Consider the following 21817-nt stretch of genomic DNA (forward strand, 5'->3'; position numbering starts at 1 on the left):
CCGATACCCGGGGCCGAGCCCCAGGACACCCCTGAGGTTCAGGTCACGTCGCTGCGCACGTGACTGTTGGCGTGGCCGCCGCGCCTGAGCCGAGTAACCCGAAAGTTGTGCTGGCTCCGGCTGCTACGGCGCCGTTGTAGCCGGCGTTTCTTACTGTTGCTGTGCTGCCGCTGGTGGTGGCTGTGCCGTTCCAGACTTGGGATACCTGCGCGCCGTTGGCGTAGGTCAGGGTGACTGTCCAGCTCGTGATTGCTCTGGAGCCCGCGGTTACTCGGACGTCGGCTTGGAAGCCGCCTGTCCACGCGCCTACCTGGGTGTAAGCGGCCGTGCAGCTGGCTGAGCCGCTCGGCGGAGTAGTCGTCGGTGGGGTGGTGGTTGGCGGCGTCGTTGGATTGCTGGTTGGTGGGTTGGTGGGGTTGCTTCCGCCGAAATTGACGTCGCTGCAGAAGTAGTAGGACTGGTCCATGTGGCTTGCCTGCCAGATCGTGTAGAACATCGCTCGGCCGCTGCGGCCTGGGACCGACACTGGGATGTCGATCTGGACGCCCTGGCTGGCTGGTTGCCACTGGGACGCTGGGGTGTAGCCGATCTGGCTTACCAGCGTCAGGTCGCTCCAGCGGAGCGGTTGGGTCGTTGGGTCGTATCCCGACCGAGTCACGTACACGCGGATGTAGTCGGCTCCGTGGCTGGCTTGGTCCTGCAGCCGCAGCGAGAAGCTGGTGCTTACCGACTTTGCTTGCCAGTTGCCTACTGTGTCCATTGAGTTGTAGCGGCCTCCCTCGGCGTGGCCTCCGCTGCAGAGTTGGCCGTCCGGGATGTTGGCTTGGTGGTTGCCGGCCAGGTTCTCGCGGTACAGGCCGTTCCAGTTCCACATGGCGTTCGGGTTTGCCTGCCACGCCTGCCAGCACATGGGGTCCTGGGTGGCCATGGTGGGGTCCTGGAAGCGGGAGCCCCAGCGTTCCCAGCAGCCGTAGTTGCGGGACGCCGGGTTGATTACGCTGCCGTGGGCTGATGCCGGTGATGTTGGTAGGACGACGATGATGATGGCGGCCAGCGCGATGAGCGGGGCCACCAGCAGTCGGGCGATGCGCATGAGAGCTCCACGAGTCGTCGACGGAAGCCGCCCCTCGCTTCCGTTCGCTACGTCGCTCCCGCAGCGCGCTCAGGGTGCCACGATGCATCCATCTAAGTCAATGGAATCCCACCAGGCCCGGTGCGTAGGCCACCGCTACGAAGCGGCCGATGCGGCCGGTCAGGCACAGGGTCGCGAAGACCGGTAGGGACATGGGGGTTCGGGCTACGTAGACGGTCGCCGCGATCAGGGGTGGGATGCCGGCCGTGGCGCTCGCGAACAGCAGGGCCGCGGAGTATCTCGGTCGGTCGAGCAGGGTGATCAGCTTGGTCATCCGGTCGCGGAAGGCGGACGGGCGGCTCGGCTTCGCCGGCTTCTCGACGACGCGGCGCAGCAGTTTGCCCTGGAGCAGGCCGCGGGTGGCCAGGAAGATGACCACCTTGCCGGCGGTCTGGCCGATCGCGGCTACGACGCCGGCCGCGAGCGGCGCGGTCTCGGTGGTTGCCGTGAGGCCGATCAGGTAGGCCTCGACCGGGGTGAACGGTTGGAAGGCCGACGCGAACCCGACGGCGGCGACGCCGGCCAGGCTGACGACGTCGGCGCTCATGCCTTTATGGCCACATGCCGGCCCGCCGCGGGTCAACCCGGCGCATGGCATTCGCGACACTCGGATAAACCAGACATATAGCCTCGATGGCATGGCGCACGCGCACGGACCGGTTGGCCCGGCGCCTCGGCGTACCCGGCGGATCATGGCGGCGATCCTGGTGCCGCTCGCGCTGCTCACCGCGATCGGGCTCGCGGTGCTCTGGCCGTACACCGGGCCGCAGACCATCGCCACCGACCAGCCGCCGCGGCTCGACGCGACCGTCATCGCCGTGCGGCCGCAGCCGTGCCAGCAGCGGGCGTCGCGGCAGTGCGGCACCGTGACGGTGCGGCTGACCAGCGGGCCGCAGTCCGGCCAGACGGTGACCGCGACGATCCCCGAAGGACCGGGCTCCCCGGAGGTGTCCGTCGGCGACAAGATCATCGTGGGGGAGAACGTCGCACCCGGCGGACCGCCGCAGTACGCCGTGCTCGATCACCAGCGTGGCGTACCCCTGGCGGTGTTGATCGGGCTCTTCGCGCTCGTGGTCGTCGCCTTCGGACGCTGGCAGGGGCTGGCCGCCCTGATCGGGCTCGGCGTCAGCTTCGCGATCCTGCTGACCTTCATCCTGCCGGCGATCGCGGTCGGGAAGCCGCCGCTGCTGATCGCCATCGTCGGCGCCGCGGCGATCATGTTCATCGTCCTGTACCTGACGCACGGCTTCAGCGTGCAGACCTCGGTGGCCGTGCTCGGCACGCTCGTCAGCCTGACGCTGACCGGCGGGCTGGCGTTCGCGGCCACCGAAGCGCTGCACCTGACCGGCTTCGGCAGCGAGGACACCGGCCTGCTCGCCGTCTTCCTCGGCGAGATCGACCCGCGCGGCCTGCTGCTGGCCGGCATCGTGATCGGCACCCTCGGCGTGCTCGACGACGTCACGGTCACCCAGGCCGCGACGGTCGGCGAGCTCGCCGCCGCGAACCGCACCCTCGGCGCCCGCGCCCTCTACCGCTCCGCCACCCGCATCGGCCGGGCCCACATCGCCTCGACGGTCAACACCATCGTCTTGGCGTACGCCGGCGCGTCACTGCCGTTGCTCCTCCTGGTCATCATCGGCGGGCAGCCGGCTTCCACCGTGCTCACCAGCGAGTTCATCGTGGACGAGATCGTCCGCAGCGTCGTCGGCACGATCGGCCTGATCGCCGCGGTCCCGGTGACCACGGGCCTGGCCGCCCTGGTCACCGCCCCGCACCACCCCGCCGAACCCGCGGAACTGCGCTAGCCTTCGGGCATCGACGACGAGCTGATCGGTTGGCTCCTCGACGGTGATCCGGCGGTGCGCTGGCGTGTCCTGCGCGACCTGGCCGGCGCCACCGAGGCGGAGGTGGCCCGGGAACGTGACCGGGTCGCCGTCGACGGCTGGGGTGCGCGCCTGCTGGCCGAGCAGTCCGCCGACGGCAACTGGGGCGGCGGGGTCTATACGCCGAAGTGGACCTCCACGACGTACACGCTGCTGCATCTGCTCTGGCTCGGCCTGCCCGCCGGCCACCCCGCCGCGCTGCGTGGGTGCGCGCGGCTGTGGGAGTGGCAGGCTCGCAAGCGCGTCACGGAGATCTGCATCGTGGCGATGTTCGTGCGGGTCTCGCAGGCGTTCGGCCATCAAACGGACGAAGTGGCGGAGGCAGTCGACTTCCTGCTCGACCAGCAGCAGGACGACGGCGGCTGGAACTGCTCGGCCCGCGGCGACCGCGCCAAGCACAGCTCCTTCCACACCACGATCATGGCCTTGGAGGCGCTCGACGCACCCGCGGCCCAGCGCGGGCGGGATTTTTTCCTCGACCACCGTCTCTACCGGTCGCATCGCACGGGAGCGGTCGCGATCAAGGCCAGCACCAGGTTTCCCGCGTTCCCGGAGTGGCACTTCGACGTGCTGCGCGGCCTCGAGCACTTCGCCGGCACCAGCGCGCCGGGCGACGAGCGCCTCGCGGACGCGATCGACGTCGTCCGGTCCGCCAGGCGCCGCGACGGTCGCTGGCCGCGCCACCAGCCGTACCCGGGACCGCAATGGTTCACCCTCGAGCCTCCCGGCCCCAGCCGCTGGACCACCATGCGCGCGCTCCGCGTGCTGAACTGGTGGGACTCCTGATTGGAACGCGGCTGATAGAGTTCGGCCGATGTCGACGGAGGCGCCGGAAGACTTCGCTGCTCGGCTGCGGGCCGCGCGCGCCCGGAGCGCGTCCCCAGCGACGAGCGAAGGGCACGGCACCGCCTTCGCCGGCCAGGTGCGGGTGTTCGCGACCGCCGGCCGGCTCCACCAGATCGAGCTCGAGCCCGCGCTCCTGCGCCTGACCCCCGACGAGCTCGGCGCGTACGTCATCGAGGCGACCAACGCCGCTCTCGCCCAGGACACCGGCGAGACCTCGGCGGTCGACGCGGCCGTGCTCGACGACGCGTTGCGCGACGCCATGGAGTCCGGGTCGGCGATGATGCGCACCATCTCCGAGTCGCTCGGCGACGTGATGTTCCGGCTGCGCGAGCGCACCGGGATGAGCGGCGACCCGGGCACCCAGGGGCTGTCGTCCGTGCTCGACGAGGCCGGCGACCTGCTGCGCAAAGCGGCGGCAACGAGCAACGACGGGCCGGCCGAGCAGACCGGCGAGGGTGCCGACGGCGCGGTGTTCGCGACCGTCCGGGCCGGGCCGCGCGTGGTCGAGATCGGCATCGTCGGTCGCGCGCTGCGGCTCGGCGCCTACGCGCTCGCCGAGGAGATCGTGACGGCCGTCAACGACGGCCTCGACAAGCTCGGCGATCAGGCGGAGACCGCAGACGCGGCGAACCCGGTGTCACCCGAGCGGATCCGCGACGTCCAGGACGCGAGCCTCGCGCACATGCAGGCCTACACCGGTGCGTTGCGCGCGCTGCTCGGCAGCGTCGGCGGGCCCGCACCGACCACCCGGGAACGGAGCGACGATGGCTGACCTGGGCATCGATGCGGCGGCGCTGCGCTACTCGGGCGGCGGCGTGCAAGCCTCGGCCGACGGGATCTCGCAGCGGCTGTCGGCGTTCCAGGCCGAGCTGGCCTCGTTCGGGCAACCCTGGGGCAACGACGACCTCGGCTCGCTGATCGGCATGGCGTACGAGACGGTGCTGGAGGTGGCGATGGACTGCATCACCGAGAACCTCGGCGGCCTGGCCGAGGACGGCGCCGGGCTGGTCGGCATGGCCGACTCCTACGACGCCGTCGAGCAGGAGAACGTGGCCGGCAGCCAGTATTTCGACGGCCGGCTCGGCTGATGGGGCTCCAACTTCCCGGCGAGCTCACCGGGCTGCTCGCGATGCTCGGCTACACCTGGCCCGAGGCCGACGAGCAGAAGCTCTTCGAGATGGCGCAGAGCTGGGTGACGTTCGGCGGCGGGCTTCCGGCCGATCTTCAGGCCGCACACGCGTACGCCCAGCAGGTCTGGACCAACAACGAAGGCCAGGCGGTGCGGGCGTTCCAGGCGGCCTGGTCCGACCCGGAGTCGTTCAGCGCGAACCTCGACGACGCGGGCGTGGCCTCGACGATCGTCGGCGCGGCGCTGATGGCCTGCGCCGGCATCGTGCTCGCCCTGAAAATCAACGTCATCGTCCAGCTCGTCATGCTGGCGATCCAGATCGCACAAGCGATCGCCACGGCTGCGGTCACGTTCGGCGCGTCTCTGCTGGAGATACCCATCTTCAAGGAGATCACCGGCCTGATCATCGACCAGATCATCGACCTCGCGCTTCAGGCGGTCCTCAATGGATAGTCGCGACCATGGCCAGGACTAGGGCCGGGGGAAGCGGCGGGAACGCGGGCCTGTTCGAGCCGGCGCTCAAGTGGATGCGCAAGAAGGTGCAGTCCAGTCGGCGGCACCACCACGTCTTCCACGGCGAGGTGCGGGGCTCCCCACCGCGGGGACCGGTCGGCAGTGGCTGGCACCACCGGTTCATGGGCCAGGACCCGCCGGACCGCCGGGTCGTCCGGGTCACCCGGCGCAGCGTCGACGGCACCTACGCGGCCGACGTCGAGATGCGCGGCGGGCCGACCGGCGCGTGGTACCCCAAGCCCGCCGGCAGCTCGTTCTTCCCGGACAATTGGACCCCGCAGCGGGTCGACCGCGCGATCAACGACGCCTTCGACAGCGGCAGTACGATCCCCGGCACCGGCGGTCGACGCTGGCGCGGCCAGGCCGACGGCCTGCTCATCGAGGGTTCGTACCACCGCAACGGAAGGACATGGAACTCAGGATGGCCGATCGTGTCATGAGCGGGGTCACCTTCTACCGCGACGAGTACGGCGGACCCGCCGCGCGCCCCCGCGACGACTCGTGGAGCGCGATCGGCTCGCTGATGACCAGCGACGTGCAGAACGTGGCGACCTGGGCCCTGCGGCTGCTGGCCTGGATCGACGACGTCGCGGCCGGTCGCAGCGCCGGCGAGAGCTGGCAGGGCAACTCGTGGCAGGTCGAGATCGACAGGGCCGGCGTGCACCTCCAGGACCTCCACTCCGACGACTGGACCGGCACGCACACGCTGGCCGAGGCCCGCGCCGTGCTGCTCGAATACCTGCGCTTCCTGCTGCCCGGCCCCGACGAGCGCCGGAGCGAGCTCGCCACCTGGGAGCGCGACGAAGGCCGCGACCACCCCAGCCGGGCGGAGATCTAACGGGGTACGGGCGGCGCGGCATCCCGGCCCACGCCGCCCGTACCTCGGCTAACCTGCCGCGCAGGTCAGTCCTGAGCCAGGGCCGTTGCCGGTGCCCTGGAAGCCGAACTCGGTCGACTGTCCAGCCGCGACGGACCCGTTGTAGGCGACGTTGGTGAAGGTCGTGCCGCTGCGGTTCGCGTTCCAGACGTTGGTGACCGCCGCACCGGCCGGCAGCGGCACCGTGACCGTCCAGCCGCTGACCGGTTGCCCGCCCGCCGTGACCCGGATCGTGGCGACGAACCCACCCGTCCACTGGTTGACCGACGCGGACGCGGTGCAGCCCCCGCCGGCGGGCGGCGGCGTGGTGGGCGGCGGCGTCGTGGGGGGCTGGGAGGTTGGCGGCGGTGTGGTCGGGCCGTCCGTCAGGGTCGGCGTCTGCCAGTCCCGCCACTCCGCGAGGTTGCCCGCCTTCCGGCTCGAGATCCGGAACGTACCAGCGGCGTTTCCGGTCTTCAGCAGGAACTTCTGGATGTGTTGTTGCAGCGGCGTCCGCCATTCGGAGCGGGAGGCGCAGTGCGTGCCGTCCGAGACGTCGGACCAGTACGTGATGTTCTCGCCCGCGCCGAGCGCCTTGTAGACCTCGGCCCCCGCGAGCGCCGCCACGCTGCCGGAGCGGGCCGCCAGCCAGTCGATATGCGGGTTCTCCATGACGAACAGGCCGCGCGGCGCGACCATCGCCACCACCTCGTGCGTGTCGATCGGCAGCGAGCTCGGGTTGCCGGTGTACGCGCTGAACGCGTCGCCGAGCCAGGGCTGCTCCCCGTACGCGCTGCTGAGCGGCTGCGCACCGGACTCACCGGGAATACCGCGCAGGATCGGCACACCCGCACTGCCCGACTCGATCGGCATCGTGAGCGCGATCCGCTGGTCGAACGCGCCGACCGCGAACGCGCCCTTCCCGTACCGCGAGCATCCGGTGACGCCCATCGCGTCCGCCCGCAGGATGCTGCCGCCGGACTGCTCGACCACGTCGATGATCCGGCTGGCTCCCCACGCCCAGGCGGCGAGCAGGCCCGTGCTGCTGGTCGCGCCGTAGATGCTGTAGAACGCGCCCTGCTTGTTGGTCCGCGGAGTGCCTTCCCGACCCACGGCGAGCGGGTCGTACGAGATGACCGCCGCACCCGTCGCCCGGATGGTGGCCGTGTCGGCACCGAACCCACCGAGCACGATCACGGCCGGGAACGGCCCGGTGCCGCTGGGCAGTTGCACGCTGGCCGAGAAGCTCGCACTGCGGCCGTTGTGCGCGACGTTGACGGTGATGCCGCTGCTGGAGACCGTGCCGGTGACGCTGGCCGGCTTGCCTGGCTTGTCGCCGTACACGTGCCGCTCGGCAAGCTCTTTGATCTCGGCGCGGCGGCAGCGCCAGTCGGACTTCGACGTGATCCGGGTGCCGGCGACCTTCCGGAACGGATCCGGAAGCCGGGAGCTGGCGATGGGCGATCCTGAGCCGGGCACGGGGCAGTCGGTGCCGTCGTCCTCGACGGCGGCCGCGGCGGCGAGGCTGGTCGTGCGCGCCACCGCGACGCCGGCGACCGCCAGCACCACGGCCAGGAACGCGACGACGACCGCGCGCAGGTGAGAGCGGGTGAGCACGAGGCTCTCCTTCCGGGTGAATCGACGAACACGGATGCCCGGACAGGCTCAACACTCGGTCGGCGCGGTGGTGAACGTCAATATGTTCCGGAAAGTTTCGGAAGCCACACCGGGTAATCGGGAGTGCTCGCGCGCAGCGCCCGGCGGAGGGTGCGCAGGGCCGGCTGCGGGTTGTCGGCGCGCCAGATCAGCGACATCGGGTAGACCGGTGCCGGGTCGCGCACCGGAATGCGCCGCAGGTCCCAGCTGTCCGGCCACAGATAGCGCGAGTGCTCGCCGACCAACGTCGACAGCGAGGCGGAGCCGGCGATCTCGGCCAGCAGGGCCTCGTTGCCGAAGACCGGCCCGGCCAGGTCGATGGTGAGCCCGAAAGCGGCGGCGAGCTCGAGGTAGTAGTCAGCCCACTCGCTGCCGGGCGCCATGCCGGGCATCCAGATCCGGTGCTCGGCAAGCTGGGCGGGCGTGACCACGTCAGCGGAGGCCAGTGGGTGGCGCGGCCCGACCAGCAGCTCGTGCGGCTCGTCGAGCACCCGGGCGGCCCTGATCGCGTCCGGCAGGCGCCGCACGGCGACCGCGTGGAACGTGGCGTCGACCGCGCCGGCCTCCACGGCGGCGATCGCGCCGACGGCGTCGACGTCGAGGGTCACCACGTCGAGCGAGATGTCGGGATGCGCGCGATGGAAGTCCTGCAACAGCACGGCCGGCCCGATCCGGCGACTGTGCACGTCGACCCGCAGCGCCCGCCGGCCGGGCCGCACGGACGCGTCGGCCCGGTCCGCGACCCGGAGCAGCTCGCGAGCGTGCGGCAGGAAGGCCTGACCGTCGACGGTGAGCTGGACCCCGCGCGCCGAGCGGGCGAACAGCCGCACGGAAAGGTCGTGCTCCAGCGCGGCGACCCGCTTGGAGACTGCCTGCTGGGTGATCGCCAGCGCGCCGGCGGCCTCCTGGAACTGGCCGGCATCGGCGGCGGCGACAAAGGTCCGCACGGCATCGAGGTCCACGCCGCGACACTAGAGGCACAACCAACGGTTGTGGCTCGCCGTGGGCGGCGTTGTTTGATGCGCGCCACTCGGCCTTGCTTGGATCCGACGCCATGGCGAGACGATCTCTGGGCCGGCGGTTCCGGTTGCTGTGGGCGGCGTACGCGGTCAGTGCCTATGGCTCCGCTCTGGGCTTCGGCGCCTTTCCGCTGATCGCCCTCGTGGTGCTGGACGCCGGTCCGGCCCAGGTGTCGGCGCTGGCCGCGGTCGGCCCGGCGGTGGGCGCGCTGATCGCGGTGCCGCTCGGGCCATGGGTGGAGTTCCGCCGCAAGCGGCCCGTCATGATCGCGATGGACCTGACCCGCTTCGCGGCGATGATGACGATCCCGGTGGCGTACGCGCTGGGCTTTTTGACGTTCGCCCAGTTGCTCGGCGTCTCGGTCGTGGTCGCTGCGGCCAAGATCGCCTTCGGCGCGGCGAGCGGCGCCTACCTCAAGGCCCTTGTACCACCCGCCGACCTGCTGGTGGCGAACGCGCGGTTCGAGTCGACGACGTGGAGCGCGATCGCGGTCGGACCGCCGCTGGGCGGGGCGGCGATCGGCCTGTTCGGGCCGGTCACCACCGTGGTCGCCGACGGGCTCAGCTACCTGCTCTCCGCGCTGGGGATCGCGGCGTTGCGTGGCGGCGGCGAGGAACGGACCACGCGGCGCCGGGCGCGGGCGGGAGAGCTGCTCGACGGGTGGCGACACATCCTGCGCCACCCCGGGCTGCGGGCGCTCTATCTCAACCAGTTGCTCGTCGCCGGCCTGATCATGGCCACCGAGCCGCTGCTCGCGGTCCTGCTGCTCCAGGACCTGGGCTTCGCACCGTGGCAGTACGGCCTCGCCTTCGCGGTGCCGTGCCTCGGCGGGCTCGTCGGCTCCCGCCTGGCCCGGCGGGTCGTCGCGCGCCACGGCCAACACCGGATCCTGCGTACGGTCGGCACGCTGCGCGCGATCTGGCTGATCGGGCTCGCGTTCGTCCAGCCCGGGTTGATCGGTCTGCTGACCGTGATCGCCGTGGAGATCGCGATCATCATCAGCATGAGCCTGTTCAACCCGGTGCTCGCGACTTACCGGCTGGAGCACACCCCGGACGACCGCGTCGCGCGTACGCTCTCCGCCTGGTCGGTCGGCAGCGGCCTGGCCATCGCGGCCCTGAGCGCACTGGGCGGCGTCCTCGCCGCCGCCACCAGCCCCCGCACGGCCATCGCGGTGGCGGGCGTGGTGATCCTCGCGAGCCCGCTGCTCCTGCCCCGCCGCACCCGCGAGCCGGAACGACAGCTCGAGCCCGTCTGAGGGTTGTCCCTCGTCGCGTCCCTCGACCGGGCCCCCGTGGCAACCGTCGCGGCCACTCAGCGAGTTTCCAGGAAAGCACCGACCCCAACTTTCGGAGGTCGTCCATGCACAGGAAGCAGATCAGGGCCGTCGCCGTCGTGGCCGCCGGCCTGCTCGTCGCGGCGTTGGCCGCACCGTCACCCGCGTCGGCCGGGCCCAGGTTCCGGCCCGGGGCGCCCGGCGTCGGTGACGCCTACTACCCGACGTACGGCAACGGCGGATACGACGTCGCGCACTACGACCTCGACGTCCGCTACGACCCGGCGAGCGACCAGCTCACCGGCCGGGCGACGATCCGGGCCCGGGCCACGCAGAACCTGTCCTCGTTCAACCTCGACCTGGTCGGTCTCACCGTCGAGTCGGTGAAGGTCGACGGCCGCGGCGCCACCTTCACGCGGGCCGGTCAGGAGCTCACGATCCGGCCCCGCAGCGGCATCCGCGACGGCCGGGTCTTCACCACCGAGGTGCGCTACCACGGCGTACCGGAGACGTTCACGCTGCCCGGCACGCCGTTCGAGGCCGGGTTCATGCACACCGACGACGGTGCCGTGATCGCCGGTCAGCCGGAGGTCGCCGCGGCCTGGTTCCCGGTCAACGACCATCCGCGCGACCGGGCCACCTACTCGTTCGCGATCACCGTGCCCGCGGGCCTCGAGGTGATCTGCAACGGGTTGCCGCGCGGCAACACCACCCGCGGCGGCTGGACCACGTCGCGGTGGGTGACGAAGACCCCGATGATCAGCTATCTGGTGACGGCCACGATCGGTGAGTTCGACGTGGACACGACCTGGCACGACGGCAAGCCGACGATCATCGCGATCGACTCGGACCTGCCGCCGGGCTTCGCCGACGACGCCGTGGGTCGCACCGACGAGATCACGGACTTCCTGGAGACGCGGTTCGGGCCGTACCCGTTCGAGTCCAACGGAGCGATCGTCGACGACCACCCGCCGCTCGCGTTCGCACTGGAGAACCAGACCCGCTCGATCTACGCGGCGGGCTGGTTCGCGCCGGGCGTCGACCCGTCCGAGACCGCGGTCGTCGCGCACGAGCTGGCCCACCAGTGGTTCGGCGACCTGGTGGCCGTCGACCGGTGGCAGGACATCTGGCTCAACGAGGGCTTCGCGACGTACGCCGAGTGGCTCTGGCTCGAAAAGCTCGGCACGGCGACGCCGCAGGAGATCTTCGACGACTTCTACGCGGCACCGCTGACGGCGCCCTACTGGGACCCGCCGCCCGGCGACCCCGGCACCGACCAGCTGTTCGACGACTCGGTCTACACGCGCGGCGGCATGACCGTCCACGCGTTGCGGGTCACCGTGGGCGAGAAGGCCTTCTGGCGGATCGTCCGGGCGTGGCTGGACAAGAACCGGTTCGCGACCGGCAGCACGGCGGAGTTCATCGCGCTGTCGGAGCGGATCTCCGGGAAGCAGCTCGACGGGCTGTTCGACGCGTGGCTGAACCAGCCGGGCAAGCCTCCGCACCCGGGTGGCGCGGCGACGCTGAAGACCAGCGTCGGCGCTAACGCTTACGTCGACCGGGTCCGCGCCGGTCGGCACCTCCACGGAAGCTGATCGTCAGGGCGTCCCCGGGCAGCCGGGGACGCCCTGACCCGTCAGGTGGCGGCGAGACCGGCGGCTGTCGCCGGAAGCTGGCCCCACGACCCGATCGCCGACAGGGCCCCGCCGGCGCCCACCGACCAGCCGAAGACCTGGCGGGAGTCGGCGTCCAGCGCGTAGAGGAACCGGCCGTCGGAGGTGAGGTCTTCGTCGCGGAGCCCGGTGTGGCCTTCGATGCCCACACCGGCGGCGGGGTCGTCGAGGGTGAGGCTGCCGTCGTCGCCGATGGCGTACCGCGAGATGCCGCTGTCGGCGAAGTTGGTCGTGTAGAGGTAGCGGTTGTCGTCGGACACCACCGCCCAGCAGATCTCGCTGCGCCCGTTGCCGATCGACGCCGACACCGGTGTCACGTCGCCGCCCTCGGTGGCGTACGACGAGGTCGCCGCCTTGCCCTTGGCGGCGCCGAACGCCTCGACGACCAGCAGCGTGCCGTCGTCGGTGAACGCGAAGCCGTACGGGGTCTGCCCGGACGACGACCGCTTCAGCGGCTCGCCGAGCAGGCCGTCGGAGCCCACCGGGTAGCTGACGATCGCGTTCGCCGACCGCTCGGTGACCACCAGCGCCGAGCCGTCCGGGCTGAAGCCGACCTGGGCCGGGTCGGAGCCCGCCGCCAGCGCCCGCGTCGACCCGGAGATCGGCTCGAGGCCGCCGGCGGTCAACCGCATCCCGCACACCGACGGATCGCCGGTGTTGAGCACGTAGACCAGCCCGTCGTGCTCGGTGGCGCTCTTCGGCGCGGAACCGCACGAGGTCGTACCCATCGCCCGGGGCGCGGCACCGTCGACCGCGACGAGCGAGACGTCGTCGCTGCCCGCGTTGGTGACGAGCAGCGCCCGCCCGTCGCCGGTCAACGTCGTGCAACCCTGTGACGCGAGGTGCGGGACGCCGTCGCCGCCGCCACCGACGGCGATCGGGCCGGGATCGGACAACGCGCCGTTCGGGCTGGTCCGGAAGACGACCACTTGGTTGCCGTCACGCTCGTTGCTCTGGACGTAGACAGCCGTAGGCGCCCTATCTGTGCGCATGTCCGATCTCCCCCGACAATCGCCTAAAGGATCGGCATACCCGCCCGCCGGCGGCTCAACCCGGTCAGTACGTGATGACGCCGCGGAAGCGGAGCTGTCCGTGCAGGAGGCGGTTGTACGCCTCGTCGACCTTCTCCTTCGGGAACACGTCGATCATGGGCTTGACGTCGCCGCGGGCCACGATGTTGAGCGCCTCGGCCAGGTACTCCGGCGAGTTGTGGGCCGAGCCGATCACCTGGAAGCTGTGGCTGGTCATGGCCAGCGCCGGCAGCGGGAACGTGTCGTTCGCCGAGATGCCCATGAGCACGAGCTTTCCCCACGGCCGGATGCCCTTGAGGGCGTCGACCGCCGTCTCGTGGTGCGGCGACGTGTGCAGCATGACGTCGGCGCCGCCGGCCGCCTTCAGCTCGTCCCCATTGGACACCACCTGGTCGGCGCCGAGCTCCCGTGCCAGGTCGTGCTTGTCGGGCGAGTGGGTGACGGCGGTGACGTGGTATCCCGCCGCCTTGGCGAACTGGACGCCCAGGTGTCCGACGCCGCCGATGCCCAGGATCGCGACGCGGGCATCCGGCTTCGGAGCGGCCCGGCGCAGCGCCGCCCACACCGTGTAGCCGGCGCACACCGTGGGCGCCGCGTACTCGTACGGGATGCCGTCCGGCAGCAGGATCGTGCCCTCCTCGTCGGCCGCGACGTACTCCGCCTGGCCCCCGTCGACGTTGACGCCGGTGAGGATCGGGTTCGCACAGTTGTTGGCGGTGACGAAGCTGTACGGGTGCCGCTCGCGGCAGAACTCGCACCGCCCGCACGGCTTCTGCGTGATCGGGAGGCCGACCCGGTCGCCGACCTTGCGCGCGGTCACGCCGTCGCCGACCGCCACCACCTCGCCGACGCCCTCGTGGCCCAGCACCATCGGGAACGGGCGGTAGGACAGGACTCCCTGTGCCATCAAGGCGTCCGTGTAACACAGCCCGCAGGCGTGGATCCGGACCAGGACCTGGTGCGGCCCGGGCGAGGGCAGCGGTACGTCGCGTAGCTCCCATGGCGCGTTCACGGCCGGCACGACCGCGGCCTTCATCTCTTGCATGACCGAACTCCTCCCGTGCGGTGATCTCTTCACGCAACCACGCAAACCGGGCAGGCGGCAGGGTCGCCTCAACCATCGGTCCAGCAGACCCACCCGGCATCGACGTATAATGACGAAATGCCCGGTAATGAGGCTTTGCGGGAGTTTCTGCGGGCGCGGCGGGCACGGTTGACGCCGGCACAGGTCGGCATTCCGGATGGCACCGGGCCGCGGCGCGTCGAAGGGCTGCGCCGCGAAGAGGTCGCCCAGATCGTGGCCGTCAGCGTCGACTACTACACGCGGTTCGAGCAGGGCCGCGTAGCGCCGTCCAACGACATCCTGCTGCGCGTCGGGCAGGCACTGCGGTTGAGCGAGGACGAGCACGCGCACCTGGTGACGCTCGTGCACGGGCAGATCATCAGCGACGAGGGCCGCTACGAGCTGCGGCGGGAGCTGCGGTGGGTGCTCGACGCGATGCGGACTCCAGCGTTCGTCCTGGGCCGCTGCCTGGCCATCCTGGGCACGAACGAGGCCGCCCGCCGGCTCCTGGTGGACTTCGACGCGCGCCCGCCGCACGAGCGCAACCACGCCCGGTGGGTGTTCCTCGACCCGCTGGCCCGCGAACGCTACGCGGACTGGGACGTGGTCGCGCGCGACAACGTGGCGTCCCTGCGCCGCCAGGCCGGCCGCTTCCCCGACGACCGGCGACTGGGCGCGTTGGTCGAGGAGCTCACGGCCGCGTCACCGGAGTTCGCCCGCTGGTGGTCGCAGCACGACGTGGTGCAACACAAGCGCGGCCACAAGCGCTACTGCCATCCGGTCGTCGGTGACCTGACGGTCGCCTACGAGGCGTTCCCCGTCTCGGGCACCGACGACCAGACGTTGTACGTCTACAGCACAGAGCCAGGATCCGCCTCGGAGGCGGCCCTGGAACGGCTACTGCGCTAGGCGGCCGCTGGCGGCGAGCGCCTGGTACCAGTGGGCGCTCTGCTTCCACGTGCGCACCTGGGTGTCGTAGTCCACCCGGATGATGCCGAACCGGCGGTCGTACCCGTAGCCCCACTCGAAGTTGTCGAGCAGCGACCACAGGAAGTAGCCGCGGACGTCGGCACCCTGCTCCCTGGCCGAACCCACCGCCGCGATGTGCCGGCGCAGGTAGTCGATCCGCCGGTCGTCCTGGATCGTCCCGTCGGGCGACACGACGTCGTCGAAGGCGGCGCCGTTCTCGGTGATCATCAGCGGCTGGTTCGGGTAGCGGTCGCGCAGGCTCAGCAGCAGCTCGGTGAACGCCTCCGGGTCGATGTTCCAACCCATCGCCGTGTACGGGCCCGGCTGCGGCAGGAACTCGACGTTGTCCGCGGCGACCCACGGCGAGGCCGTCGACGCGCCGTGGCCGTCGGCGGACGACCGCTCCGAGACACCGTCCCAGGCGCGGACCAGCGTGCTGGAGTAGTAGTTGACGCCCAGCACGTCCAGCGGCACCGCGATCTGCTTCTCGTCGCCGTCGTGGACGAACGACCAGTCGGTGACCGAAGCGGTGTCGGCCAGCAGGTCGGCCGGGTACGCGCCGTCCAGCATCGGGCCGAGGAACGCCCGGTTGGCCAGCGCGTCGATCCGCCGCACCGCGTCGTGGTCCGCGGCCGAGTCCGTCGCCGGGCGGATCACGTGCAGGTTCAGCGTCACCGACAGGTCGGCCGACGGCGCGAGCTCCCGGACCACCCGGCCGGCCAGGCCGTGCGCCAGGTTCAGGTGGTGGACGGCAGCCAGGGCGGCGGCGGGAGAAGTGCGGCCGGGCGCGTGTACGCCGGACGCGTAACCCAGGTACGCCGAGCACCACGGCTCGTTGAACGTCGTCCACGTGTGCACGCGGTCGCCGAGCGCCCCGACGATGCCGGCGGCGTAGTCGCGGAAGCGCAGCGCGGTCTCCCGCGACGCCCAGCCGTCGGCGTCCTCGAGCTCCTGCGGCAGGTCCCAGTGGTACATCGTCGCGACCGGACGAACGCCGCGCTCCAGCAGCCCGTCGACCAGCCGCGAGTAGAAGTCGATCCCGGCCTGGTTGAACGCGCCGGAGCCGCCCGGCTGCACCCGCGGCCAGGAGATCGAGAACCGGTACGCGCCGAGGCCGAGGTCCTTGATGTGCCCGAGGTCCTCCGGCCACCGGTGGTAGTGGTCCGCTGCCACGTCACCCGTGTCGCCGTTGAGCGTGCGCCCCGGCGTGTGGCTGTAGGTGTCCCAGATCGACGGGCCGCGGCCGTCCTCGGTCGCACCACCCTCGATCTGGTACGCGGCCGTAGCCGAGCCCCACACGAAATCCTTCGGAAAGACGTACTCCGTCACAGCCCCACCTCGTAACCCGACGACGATCCCGCGACCAGTTCCGCGGCAACCTCACCATTGTCGTATCGCACCTCGAACTCGGCACCGCCACCGTCGCCCGGCGAGGGCACCCGCACCCGGGTCCGCTGTCCTTCGGCCGGTGCGAACGCGCGCAGGCGTACGCCGTCGGCCCATTCGTAGTCCGGTTTGTCGTCGCGGGAGCCGAACGGGATCACGGCGCCCGGCCGGGCCAGCACCGGCACGCTGTCGAACTCGTGCTTCTCCGTCACCCACGCGGGACCGGTGAGCTGGGCCCCGGTCACCAGGTGGGTCCACGTGCCGGCCGGCACGTAGAACGTGACCTCGCCGTCGGCGCTCATCACGGGCGCGACCAGCACGTCCGGGCCGAGCATGTACTGCCGGTCCAGGTACGCCGCGGTCGGGTCGTCCGGGAACTCCAGCACCATCGGGCGCATCATCGGCAGGCCCTCGCGGTGCGCCTCGTCGGCGACCGCGGCCAGGTACGGCATCAGCGACAGCTTGAGCTTGGTGAAGTGCCGGAGCACGTCGACCGCCTCGCCGTCGAACGCCCACGGGACCCGGTACGAGCCGGAGCCGTGCAACCGGGAGTGCGACGAGAGCAGGCCGAAGGCGACCCAGCGCTTGAACACCGCCGGGTCCGGCGTGCCCTCGAAGCCGCCGATGTCGTGGCTCCAGTAGCCGAAGCCGGAGGCGGCCAGCGACAGCCCGCCGCGCAGCGACTCGGCCATCGCGGCGAACGTCGACTCGCAGTCGCCGCCCCAGTGCACCGGGAACTGCTGCCCGCCGGCGGTGGCGGACCGGGCGAAGACGACCGCCTCTCCGACGCCCCGCTCCCGTTCCAGCAATCCGAAGACCGCCTTGTTGTACGCCTGCGCGTAGTAGTTGTGCATCCGCTGCGGGTCCGAGCCGTCGTGCCAGACGACGTCGGTCGGGATGCGCTCGCCGAAGTCCGTCTTGAACGAGTCGACGCCCATGTCGAGCAGCACCTTGAGCTTGCTCTGGAACCAGGCGACCGCGTCCGGGTTGGTGAAGTCGACCAGCGCCATGCCGGCCTGCCACTTGTCCCACTGCCAGACCGAGCCGTCCGCCCGCTTGACGAGGTAGCCAAGAGCGCGGCCCTCCTCGAACAGGTACGAGCGTTGCGCGATGTACGGGTTGATCCAGACGCACACCTTGAGGCCGCGCTCGTGCAGCCGGCGCAACATGCCCTCGGGATCGGGGAACGTCGCCGGGTCCCACACGAAGTCGACCCAGTGGAACTGCCGCATCCAGAAGCAGTCGAAGTGGAACACCGACAGCGGCAGGTCGCGCTCGGCCATCCCGTCGATGAACTCGGTGACGGTCTTCTCGTCGTAGTTCGTGGTGAACGAGGTCGAGAGCCAGAGCCCGTAGGACCACGCGGGTACCCGCGCCGGGCGGCCGGTCAGCGCGGTGTAGCGACGCAGCACGTCCTTCGGGGTCGGCCCGTCGATCAGGTAGTAGGTCAGGGTCTGGCCCTCGACGCTGAACTGGGCCTCCGACACGACCTCCGAGCCGAGCTCGAACGAGACGTGCTCGGGGTGGTCGACGAAGACGCCGTAGCCGCGGTTGCTGAGATAGAACGGGACGTTCTTGTACGCCTGCTCGCTCGCGGTGCCGCCGTCGGCGTTCCAGATGTCGACGGTCTGGCCGTTCTTGACGAACGCGCCGAACCGCTCACCGAGCCCGTAGAGCGACTCGCCGACACCGATCGCCAGCCGGTCGTGCACGTACGCCGTGCCCTCGGCGTCGGTGACCAAGCCGACGCTGCGCCCGGTCGACGAGGTGAGCACCCGGTCGCCGTGCAGGAAGTCGACCCGCCATCCGTCGACGAGCGCGACGCGGGCGGTCAGCTCGCCGGCGGTGATCGTGGCGGACAGCCCCGAGACGTCCACCGTCACCGGGTGGTCCTCGCCGCTGGCCACCTCGAACACCGGAGTGCGCGGCACCCCGCCGAGGTGGTGGGCGATGGTGACACCGATGACGCCGTCGGCGGGGGAGAAGAACCGGGCGGTGACGACCGGGCGGTTGAGGGTGTCGCCGCGCGTGACCACGCGGCCGGTGGGTGCGTACGCGGTGAACCCGCGCTCTTCGAGCTCGACCGACTCGACCACGCCGGGGCGCAGAACGCTGACCCCCGGTCGCAGTTGCCAGTACCCGTCGGTGAACTTCACTTCTCGGCTCCTGCCGTGATGCCGCGCGAAAGCGTGCGCTGGAAGATGATGAAGAAGAGGACAGCCGGAATGAGGCTGATCAGCGCGCCCGCGTTCGTGGTCGGTGCGTCCATCAGCCGGTCACCCTGCAACGAGGCCAGCGCGACCGGGATGGTCTGTGTGCTGTTGTCGATGAGCATGACCAGGGGGATCAGGAACTCGTTCCAGGTCCAGATGAAGAAGAAGATGAGCAGCACCGCGAGGGTGGGCCGCAGGTTGGGGAACACCACCCGCCACAGCACCGTCCACTTGCCCGCACCGTCCAGCGACGCCGCCTCCAGCACCGACTTGGGGAAGGTGCTGAGCACGGAGGCCAGCAGGTAGGTGCCGAACGCGCTCTGGATGACCGTGAAGATGATGATCACCGAGAGCTGGGTGTTGTAGAGGCCGACCTGCTTCGCCGCGTAGTACAGCGGGTAGATCAGCGCTTCCTGCGGCAGCATGTTGGCCAGCAGGAACAGGCCGACGATCCAGAGCCGGCCCTTGACCCGACCGATGCCCAGGGCGTACGCGTTGAGCAGCGAGACGACCACGCCGAGCACCGCGACGGAGCCGGCGATGAGCAGCGAGTTCCAGAGCTTCAGCGGGAAGTTGACCTGGTGCCAGTAGTTGCTCAGGCCCTTGGTGTAGAACTCCGACGGCCAGCTCAGCGGGCCGCCCGTGGAGTAGTCACCGGGTGACTTGAACGCGTTGAGCAGCATGAACACGAAGGGCACCAGCATCGCGAGGGCGGCGATGGTGACCAGGGCCAGGATGATCCAGCGGCTGACGCCGCGGCGGTGCCGGTCGCTGGACTTCCGCGGGCTCTTGGGCCGGCCGGCCGTGATGGTTGTGACGGCCATGTCAGACCTCCCGGTCCTGGCGCTCGTTGCGGTACTGCAGGTAGATGAACACCGCGGCCACGATGATGATGATCAGCGTCAGCACGGTGGAGATCGCCGAGCCGTAGCCGACCTGGAGCTTCTTGAAGAACGTGTAGTACGCGAAGTACGACGGCACGTTGGTCGCGTTCTCCGGGCCGCCGCGGGTCAGCGCGAACACCGGGCCGAACACCTTCAGCGCGGCGATCGTGCAGGTCAGCGCGACCACGAAGGTCTCGGGCCGGATCTGCGGCAGGGTGATCGCCTTGAACCGGTGCCACCAGTTGGCCCCGTCGACCTCGGCGGCCTCGTGGAGCTCCGGGTCGATCCGCTGCAGCGCCGCCATGAAGACGACCACCGGGTAGCCGATCTGCACCCAGATCATCACGCCCATGACGCTGGGCAGCGCCGTGTTCGGGTCACCCAGCCAGTCGTGCCGCAGGGCACCGAGACCGATCACGTCGAGCAGCCCGTTGAACGCGCCGTCGGGCCGCAGGATCCAGCCCCAGACGATGCCGGCCACCACGACCGGGAGCACCTGCGGCAGGTAGAACGCGGCGCGCAGGGCCGAGGCGGTGCGGGGTTTGAACTTGCGCCCGATCACGTCGAAGAGCACGGACGCGAGGACCAGACCGGCCAGCGTCGGTACGACCACCATCGCGATGATCATGGCGACGGTGTTCTTGAACGACTGCCAGAACACCTCGTCCTGGAAGAGTCGCGTGTAGTTGTCGAAGCCGATGAACGTCGGGTCGCCGATGCCGGACCACTTGGTCAGCGACAGGTAGACCGTGGCGATCAGCGGCCCGCCGATGACGACCAGGAACAGCAGCGCGCCGGGCAGCAGGTAGAGCCAGTAACCGGCGCCGCCGCGCTTGCGCTTGGGCGGCTTCGGTGCGGCGGGGGTGGCCGGCCGCTGCTGGGCGGCCGAGGTCTCGGTGAGTGCCATGGGAGATCCTTCCCGGCGGGACGGGCGCACCGGCCGTGGCCGGCGCGCCCGTAAGCCGACTTACTTACCGGTGATCTCCTTGACGCCGTCGTCGTACGGCTTGGCGATCGCGTCGAGCACCTGGTCGGGGGTCTTGGACCCGTTGATCAGGCTCTGGAAGCCCGAGACCAGGACGTCGTAGTAGCCGGGAACCGGCCAGTCCGGGTAGAAGGCCAGACCGTCCTGCGAGCTGACGGTGTTGAAGTTCTCGATCAGCTTCTTGTTCTTCGGGTCGGTGATCTGCGAGGCGTCGGCCTTCACCGGGACACCACCGTTGTTGCCGATCAGCGCCTGGATCTCCGGACGCATGGTGATGTCGATGAAGTCGTACGCGAGGCTCTTGGCCTTGCTGCTGGTCGGAACGACCCAGAGGTTGCCGGACGAGCCGGCGCTGAACTTGTTGCCGGGGAACAGGAACGAGTCCCAGTTCGCCTTCATCTCGTCCTTGAAGCGGCCGTACCACCAGCTACCCGAGACGATCATCGGCGCCTTGCCGGAGATGAACGCGGTGCCCATGTCCTCGGCCTTGAGGCTCGCCGACTCCTTGGAGACGTAGCCCTTGGCCACGTAGTCCGCGAAGGTCTCCGCGCCGTACTTCAGCGGGTCGGCCTTGAAGTCGACCGGGTTCTTGTAGAGCTGGTAGTTGTCGACGAACGAGCGGTCGGCCTTGCTCAGCGCGAGCTGGTAGAACAGCTGCCCGGCCGGGTACTCCGCACCGGCCTCGGCCAGCGGGGTGATGCCCTTGGCGACGAACTTGTCCATCGCCTGGGTGAACTCGTCGTACGTGGTGGGTACGGCGATGCCGTTCTTGTCGAACAGGTCCTTGTTGTAATAGACCATGACGTACTCGCCGTAGTTCGGCACGCCGTACCAGTTGCCTTCGCCCATCACGCCCTTGTCGCTGTAACGGGCGGTGGTCTGCAGGCTGGGGCTCAGTTCCTTGTCCCAGCCACGCTTGGTGGCCTCTTCGGTCAGGTCGGTCAGCAGGCCCTGGGAGGACAGCAGGCCCGCCGTGGCGTTGCCCTTGTTGTACTCCATGATGTCCGGACCTTCGTCCGAGTTGATGATCATGCCGGCGTTCTGCTGGATCTGCTCGAACGCCTTGCGCTCGAACGTCACCTGCACGCCGGGGTGCTCGGTCTTGAAGATCTCGATCGCCTTGTCCCACGCGATGCCCATCGCGCTGTTCTCGCTCTCGTAGTGCCAGAGCTTGAGAACCTTGGCGTCACTGCCTTCCGCGGCACCGCCGTCGTCGCTGCCGCACGCGGCCAGCGTCGTGCCGGCTATCGCGGCCAACGCGACCGCGACGCCCAGCTTGCGGAATCGCCCCATTGCTATCCT

20 protein-coding genes and 1 pseudogene are annotated in these 21817 nt (G+C 70.2%); 10 read left to right on the forward strand and 11 right to left on the reverse strand.

The features are described 5' to 3' along the window. Positions 1–43 precede the first annotated feature (43 nt). Both CHC05_RS05780 and CHC05_RS05785 read right to left on the reverse strand, forming a co-directional pair. Positions 44–1093, reverse strand: coding sequence for a lytic polysaccharide monooxygenase (locus tag CHC05_RS05780; RefSeq protein ID WP_089245438.1), 1050 nt, complete (start codon positions 1091–1093; stop codon positions 44–46). Between the two features lie 97 nt (positions 1094–1190). Beyond that, positions 1191–1679, reverse strand: coding sequence for a hypothetical protein (locus CHC05_RS05785; RefSeq protein ID WP_089245439.1), 489 nt, complete (start codon positions 1677–1679; stop codon positions 1191–1193). Positions 1680–1770: 91 nt separating this feature from the next. Between CHC05_RS05785 and CHC05_RS05790 the strand changes: the two are divergent. The 7 genes and pseudogenes from CHC05_RS05790 to CHC05_RS05820 form a co-directional block, all read left to right on the forward strand. Next, a pseudogene (locus tag CHC05_RS05790) lies at positions 1771–2898 on the forward strand (YibE/F family protein); the annotation flags it as partial. Between the two features lie 93 nt (positions 2899–2991). Then, positions 2992–3801 carry a prenyltransferase/squalene oxidase repeat-containing protein gene (locus CHC05_RS05795; protein ID WP_089245443.1) on the forward strand — a complete coding sequence of 270 codons (810 nt, stop codon included), beginning with the start codon at positions 2992–2994 and terminating at the stop codon, positions 3799–3801. Between the two features lie 28 nt (positions 3802–3829). Beyond that, positions 3830–4633, forward strand: a complete 804-nt coding sequence (locus CHC05_RS05800) for a hypothetical protein (RefSeq protein ID WP_089245445.1) — start codon at positions 3830–3832, stop codon at positions 4631–4633. Next, positions 4626–4949 (forward strand): hypothetical protein, encoded by a 324-nt coding sequence (locus CHC05_RS05805; RefSeq protein ID WP_089245447.1) that lies wholly within the window; start codon positions 4626–4628, stop codon positions 4947–4949. The genes CHC05_RS05800 and CHC05_RS05805 overlap by 8 nt, the downstream gene beginning before the upstream one ends. Further along, positions 4949–5443: a WXG100-like domain-containing protein gene (locus CHC05_RS05810; protein WP_089245449.1), complete on the forward strand. Its 495-nt coding sequence runs from the start codon at positions 4949–4951 to the stop codon at positions 5441–5443. The genes CHC05_RS05805 and CHC05_RS05810 overlap by 1 nt, the downstream gene beginning before the upstream one ends. Positions 5444–5451: 8 nt before the next feature. Further along, positions 5452–5943, forward strand: a complete 492-nt coding sequence (locus tag CHC05_RS05815; RefSeq protein WP_089245451.1) for an EndoU domain-containing protein — start codon at positions 5452–5454, stop codon at positions 5941–5943. After that, positions 5925–6341 (forward strand): hypothetical protein, encoded by a 417-nt coding sequence (locus tag CHC05_RS05820; protein ID WP_144022486.1) that lies wholly within the window; start codon positions 5925–5927, stop codon positions 6339–6341. The genes CHC05_RS05815 and CHC05_RS05820 overlap by 19 nt, the downstream gene beginning before the upstream one ends. Before the next feature lie 48 nt (positions 6342–6389). Here the strand turns inward: CHC05_RS05820 and CHC05_RS42310 are convergent, their stop codons facing one another. Both CHC05_RS42310 and CHC05_RS05830 read right to left on the reverse strand, forming a co-directional pair. Beyond that, the gene (locus CHC05_RS42310) at positions 6390–7976 is read right to left on the reverse strand and encodes a glucuronyl esterase domain-containing protein (RefSeq protein WP_245870670.1); all 1587 of its coding nucleotides are present in this window, start codon (positions 7974–7976) and stop codon (positions 6390–6392) included. 77 nt (positions 7977–8053) lie between these two features. Next, positions 8054–8977, reverse strand: a complete 924-nt coding sequence (locus CHC05_RS05830; protein WP_089245455.1) for a LysR family transcriptional regulator — start codon at positions 8975–8977, stop codon at positions 8054–8056. Between the two features lie 92 nt (positions 8978–9069). On the opposite strand from CHC05_RS05830, the gene CHC05_RS05835 reads away from it, so the two are divergent. Together CHC05_RS05835 and CHC05_RS05840 are read left to right on the forward strand one after the other, a co-directional pair. Beyond that, positions 9070–10293, forward strand: coding sequence for an MFS transporter (locus CHC05_RS05835; protein ID WP_089245457.1), 1224 nt, complete (start codon positions 9070–9072; stop codon positions 10291–10293). A gap of 104 nt (positions 10294–10397) precedes the next feature. Next, positions 10398–11906 carry a M1 family metallopeptidase gene (locus tag CHC05_RS05840; RefSeq protein ID WP_089245459.1) on the forward strand — a complete coding sequence of 503 codons (1509 nt, stop codon included), beginning with the start codon at positions 10398–10400 and terminating at the stop codon, positions 11904–11906. Between the two features lie 41 nt (positions 11907–11947). Here CHC05_RS05840 and CHC05_RS05845 read toward each other — a convergent pair whose 3' ends face one another. After that, complete coding sequence (locus CHC05_RS05845; protein WP_089245461.1) at positions 11948–12976, reverse strand: lactonase family protein; 1029 nt, start codon at positions 12974–12976, stop codon at positions 11948–11950. A gap of 64 nt (positions 12977–13040) precedes the next feature. Further along, complete coding sequence (locus CHC05_RS05850; RefSeq protein WP_245870671.1) at positions 13041–14060, reverse strand: alcohol dehydrogenase catalytic domain-containing protein; 1020 nt, start codon at positions 14058–14060, stop codon at positions 13041–13043. 117 nt (positions 14061–14177) lie between these two features. Between CHC05_RS05850 and CHC05_RS05855 the strand changes: the two genes are divergently transcribed. Next, positions 14178–14987, forward strand: a complete 810-nt coding sequence (locus tag CHC05_RS05855; RefSeq protein WP_089245466.1) for a helix-turn-helix domain-containing protein — start codon at positions 14178–14180, stop codon at positions 14985–14987. Here the strand turns inward: CHC05_RS05855 and CHC05_RS05860 are convergent. The 5 genes from CHC05_RS05860 to CHC05_RS05880 are packed head-to-tail and all read right to left on the reverse strand — an operon-like array spanning position 14976 to position 21808. Next, positions 14976–16376, reverse strand: coding sequence for a GH1 family beta-glucosidase (locus CHC05_RS05860; protein ID WP_089245468.1), 1401 nt, complete (start codon positions 16374–16376; stop codon positions 14976–14978). The genes CHC05_RS05855 and CHC05_RS05860 overlap by 12 nt on opposite strands. Continuing rightward, positions 16373–18589: an alpha-xylosidase gene (gene yicI / locus CHC05_RS05865; RefSeq protein WP_089245470.1), complete on the reverse strand. Its 2217-nt coding sequence runs from the start codon at positions 18587–18589 to the stop codon at positions 16373–16375. The genes CHC05_RS05860 and yicI overlap by 4 nt, the downstream gene beginning before the upstream one ends. Beyond that, a complete protein-coding gene (locus tag CHC05_RS05870; RefSeq protein WP_089245472.1) occupies positions 18586–19470 on the reverse strand; it encodes a carbohydrate ABC transporter permease in 885 nt (294 codons plus the stop codon). The genes yicI and CHC05_RS05870 overlap by 4 nt, the downstream gene beginning before the upstream one ends. A 1-nt stretch (position 19471) precedes the next feature. Beyond that, positions 19472–20437, reverse strand: a complete 966-nt coding sequence (locus tag CHC05_RS05875; RefSeq protein ID WP_089245474.1) for a carbohydrate ABC transporter permease — start codon at positions 20435–20437, stop codon at positions 19472–19474. Positions 20438–20497: 60 nt separating this feature from the next. Then, positions 20498–21808: an ABC transporter substrate-binding protein gene (locus CHC05_RS05880; RefSeq protein ID WP_089245476.1), complete on the reverse strand. Its 1311-nt coding sequence runs from the start codon at positions 21806–21808 to the stop codon at positions 20498–20500. Positions 21809–21817: the final 9 nt, after the last annotated feature.

This window comes from Asanoa hainanensis (assembly GCF_900188485.1).
In the GTDB taxonomy this organism is placed as follows: domain Bacteria; phylum Actinomycetota; class Actinomycetes; order Mycobacteriales; family Micromonosporaceae; genus Asanoa; species Asanoa hainanensis.

What these genes read in the sequence shown, in the direction of transcription:
- CHC05_RS05805 (WP_089245447.1), top strand. Translation starts at nt 4,626, where the DNA reads ATGGCTGACCTGGGCATCGATGCGGCGGCGCTGCGCTACTCGGGCGGC.
- CHC05_RS05820 (WP_144022486.1), top strand. Translation starts at nt 5,925, where the DNA reads ATGGCCGATCGTGTCATGAGCGGGGTCACCTTCTACCGCGACGAGTAC.
- CHC05_RS05815 (WP_089245451.1), top strand. Translation starts at nt 5,452, where the DNA reads ATGGCCAGGACTAGGGCCGGGGGAAGCGGCGGGAACGCGGGCCTGTTC.
- CHC05_RS05835 (WP_089245457.1), top strand. Translation starts at nt 9,070, where the DNA reads ATGGCGAGACGATCTCTGGGCCGGCGGTTCCGGTTGCTGTGGGCGGCG.
- CHC05_RS05785 (WP_089245439.1), bottom strand. Translation starts at nt 1,679, where the DNA reads ATGAGCGCCGACGTCGTCAGCCTGGCCGGCGTCGCCGCCGTCGGGTTC.
- CHC05_RS05800 (WP_089245445.1), top strand. Translation starts at nt 3,830, where the DNA reads ATGTCGACGGAGGCGCCGGAAGACTTCGCTGCTCGGCTGCGGGCCGCG.
- CHC05_RS05810 (WP_089245449.1), top strand. Translation starts at nt 4,949, where the DNA reads ATGGGGCTCCAACTTCCCGGCGAGCTCACCGGGCTGCTCGCGATGCTC.
- CHC05_RS05850 (WP_245870671.1), bottom strand. Translation starts at nt 14,060, where the DNA reads ATGCAAGAGATGAAGGCCGCGGTCGTGCCGGCCGTGAACGCGCCATGG.
- CHC05_RS05875 (WP_089245474.1), bottom strand. Translation starts at nt 20,437, where the DNA reads ATGGCACTCACCGAGACCTCGGCCGCCCAGCAGCGGCCGGCCACCCCC.
- CHC05_RS05840 (WP_089245459.1), top strand. Translation starts at nt 10,398, where the DNA reads ATGCACAGGAAGCAGATCAGGGCCGTCGCCGTCGTGGCCGCCGGCCTG.
- CHC05_RS05870 (WP_089245472.1), bottom strand. Translation starts at nt 19,470, where the DNA reads ATGGCCGTCACAACCATCACGGCCGGCCGGCCCAAGAGCCCGCGGAAG.
- CHC05_RS05845 (WP_089245461.1), bottom strand. Translation starts at nt 12,976, where the DNA reads ATGCGCACAGATAGGGCGCCTACGGCTGTCTACGTCCAGAGCAACGAG.
- CHC05_RS05880 (WP_089245476.1), bottom strand. Translation starts at nt 21,808, where the DNA reads ATGGGGCGATTCCGCAAGCTGGGCGTCGCGGTCGCGTTGGCCGCGATA.
- CHC05_RS05780 (WP_089245438.1), bottom strand. Translation starts at nt 1,093, where the DNA reads ATGCGCATCGCCCGACTGCTGGTGGCCCCGCTCATCGCGCTGGCCGCC.
- CHC05_RS05855 (WP_089245466.1), top strand. Translation starts at nt 14,178, where the DNA reads ATGCCCGGTAATGAGGCTTTGCGGGAGTTTCTGCGGGCGCGGCGGGCA.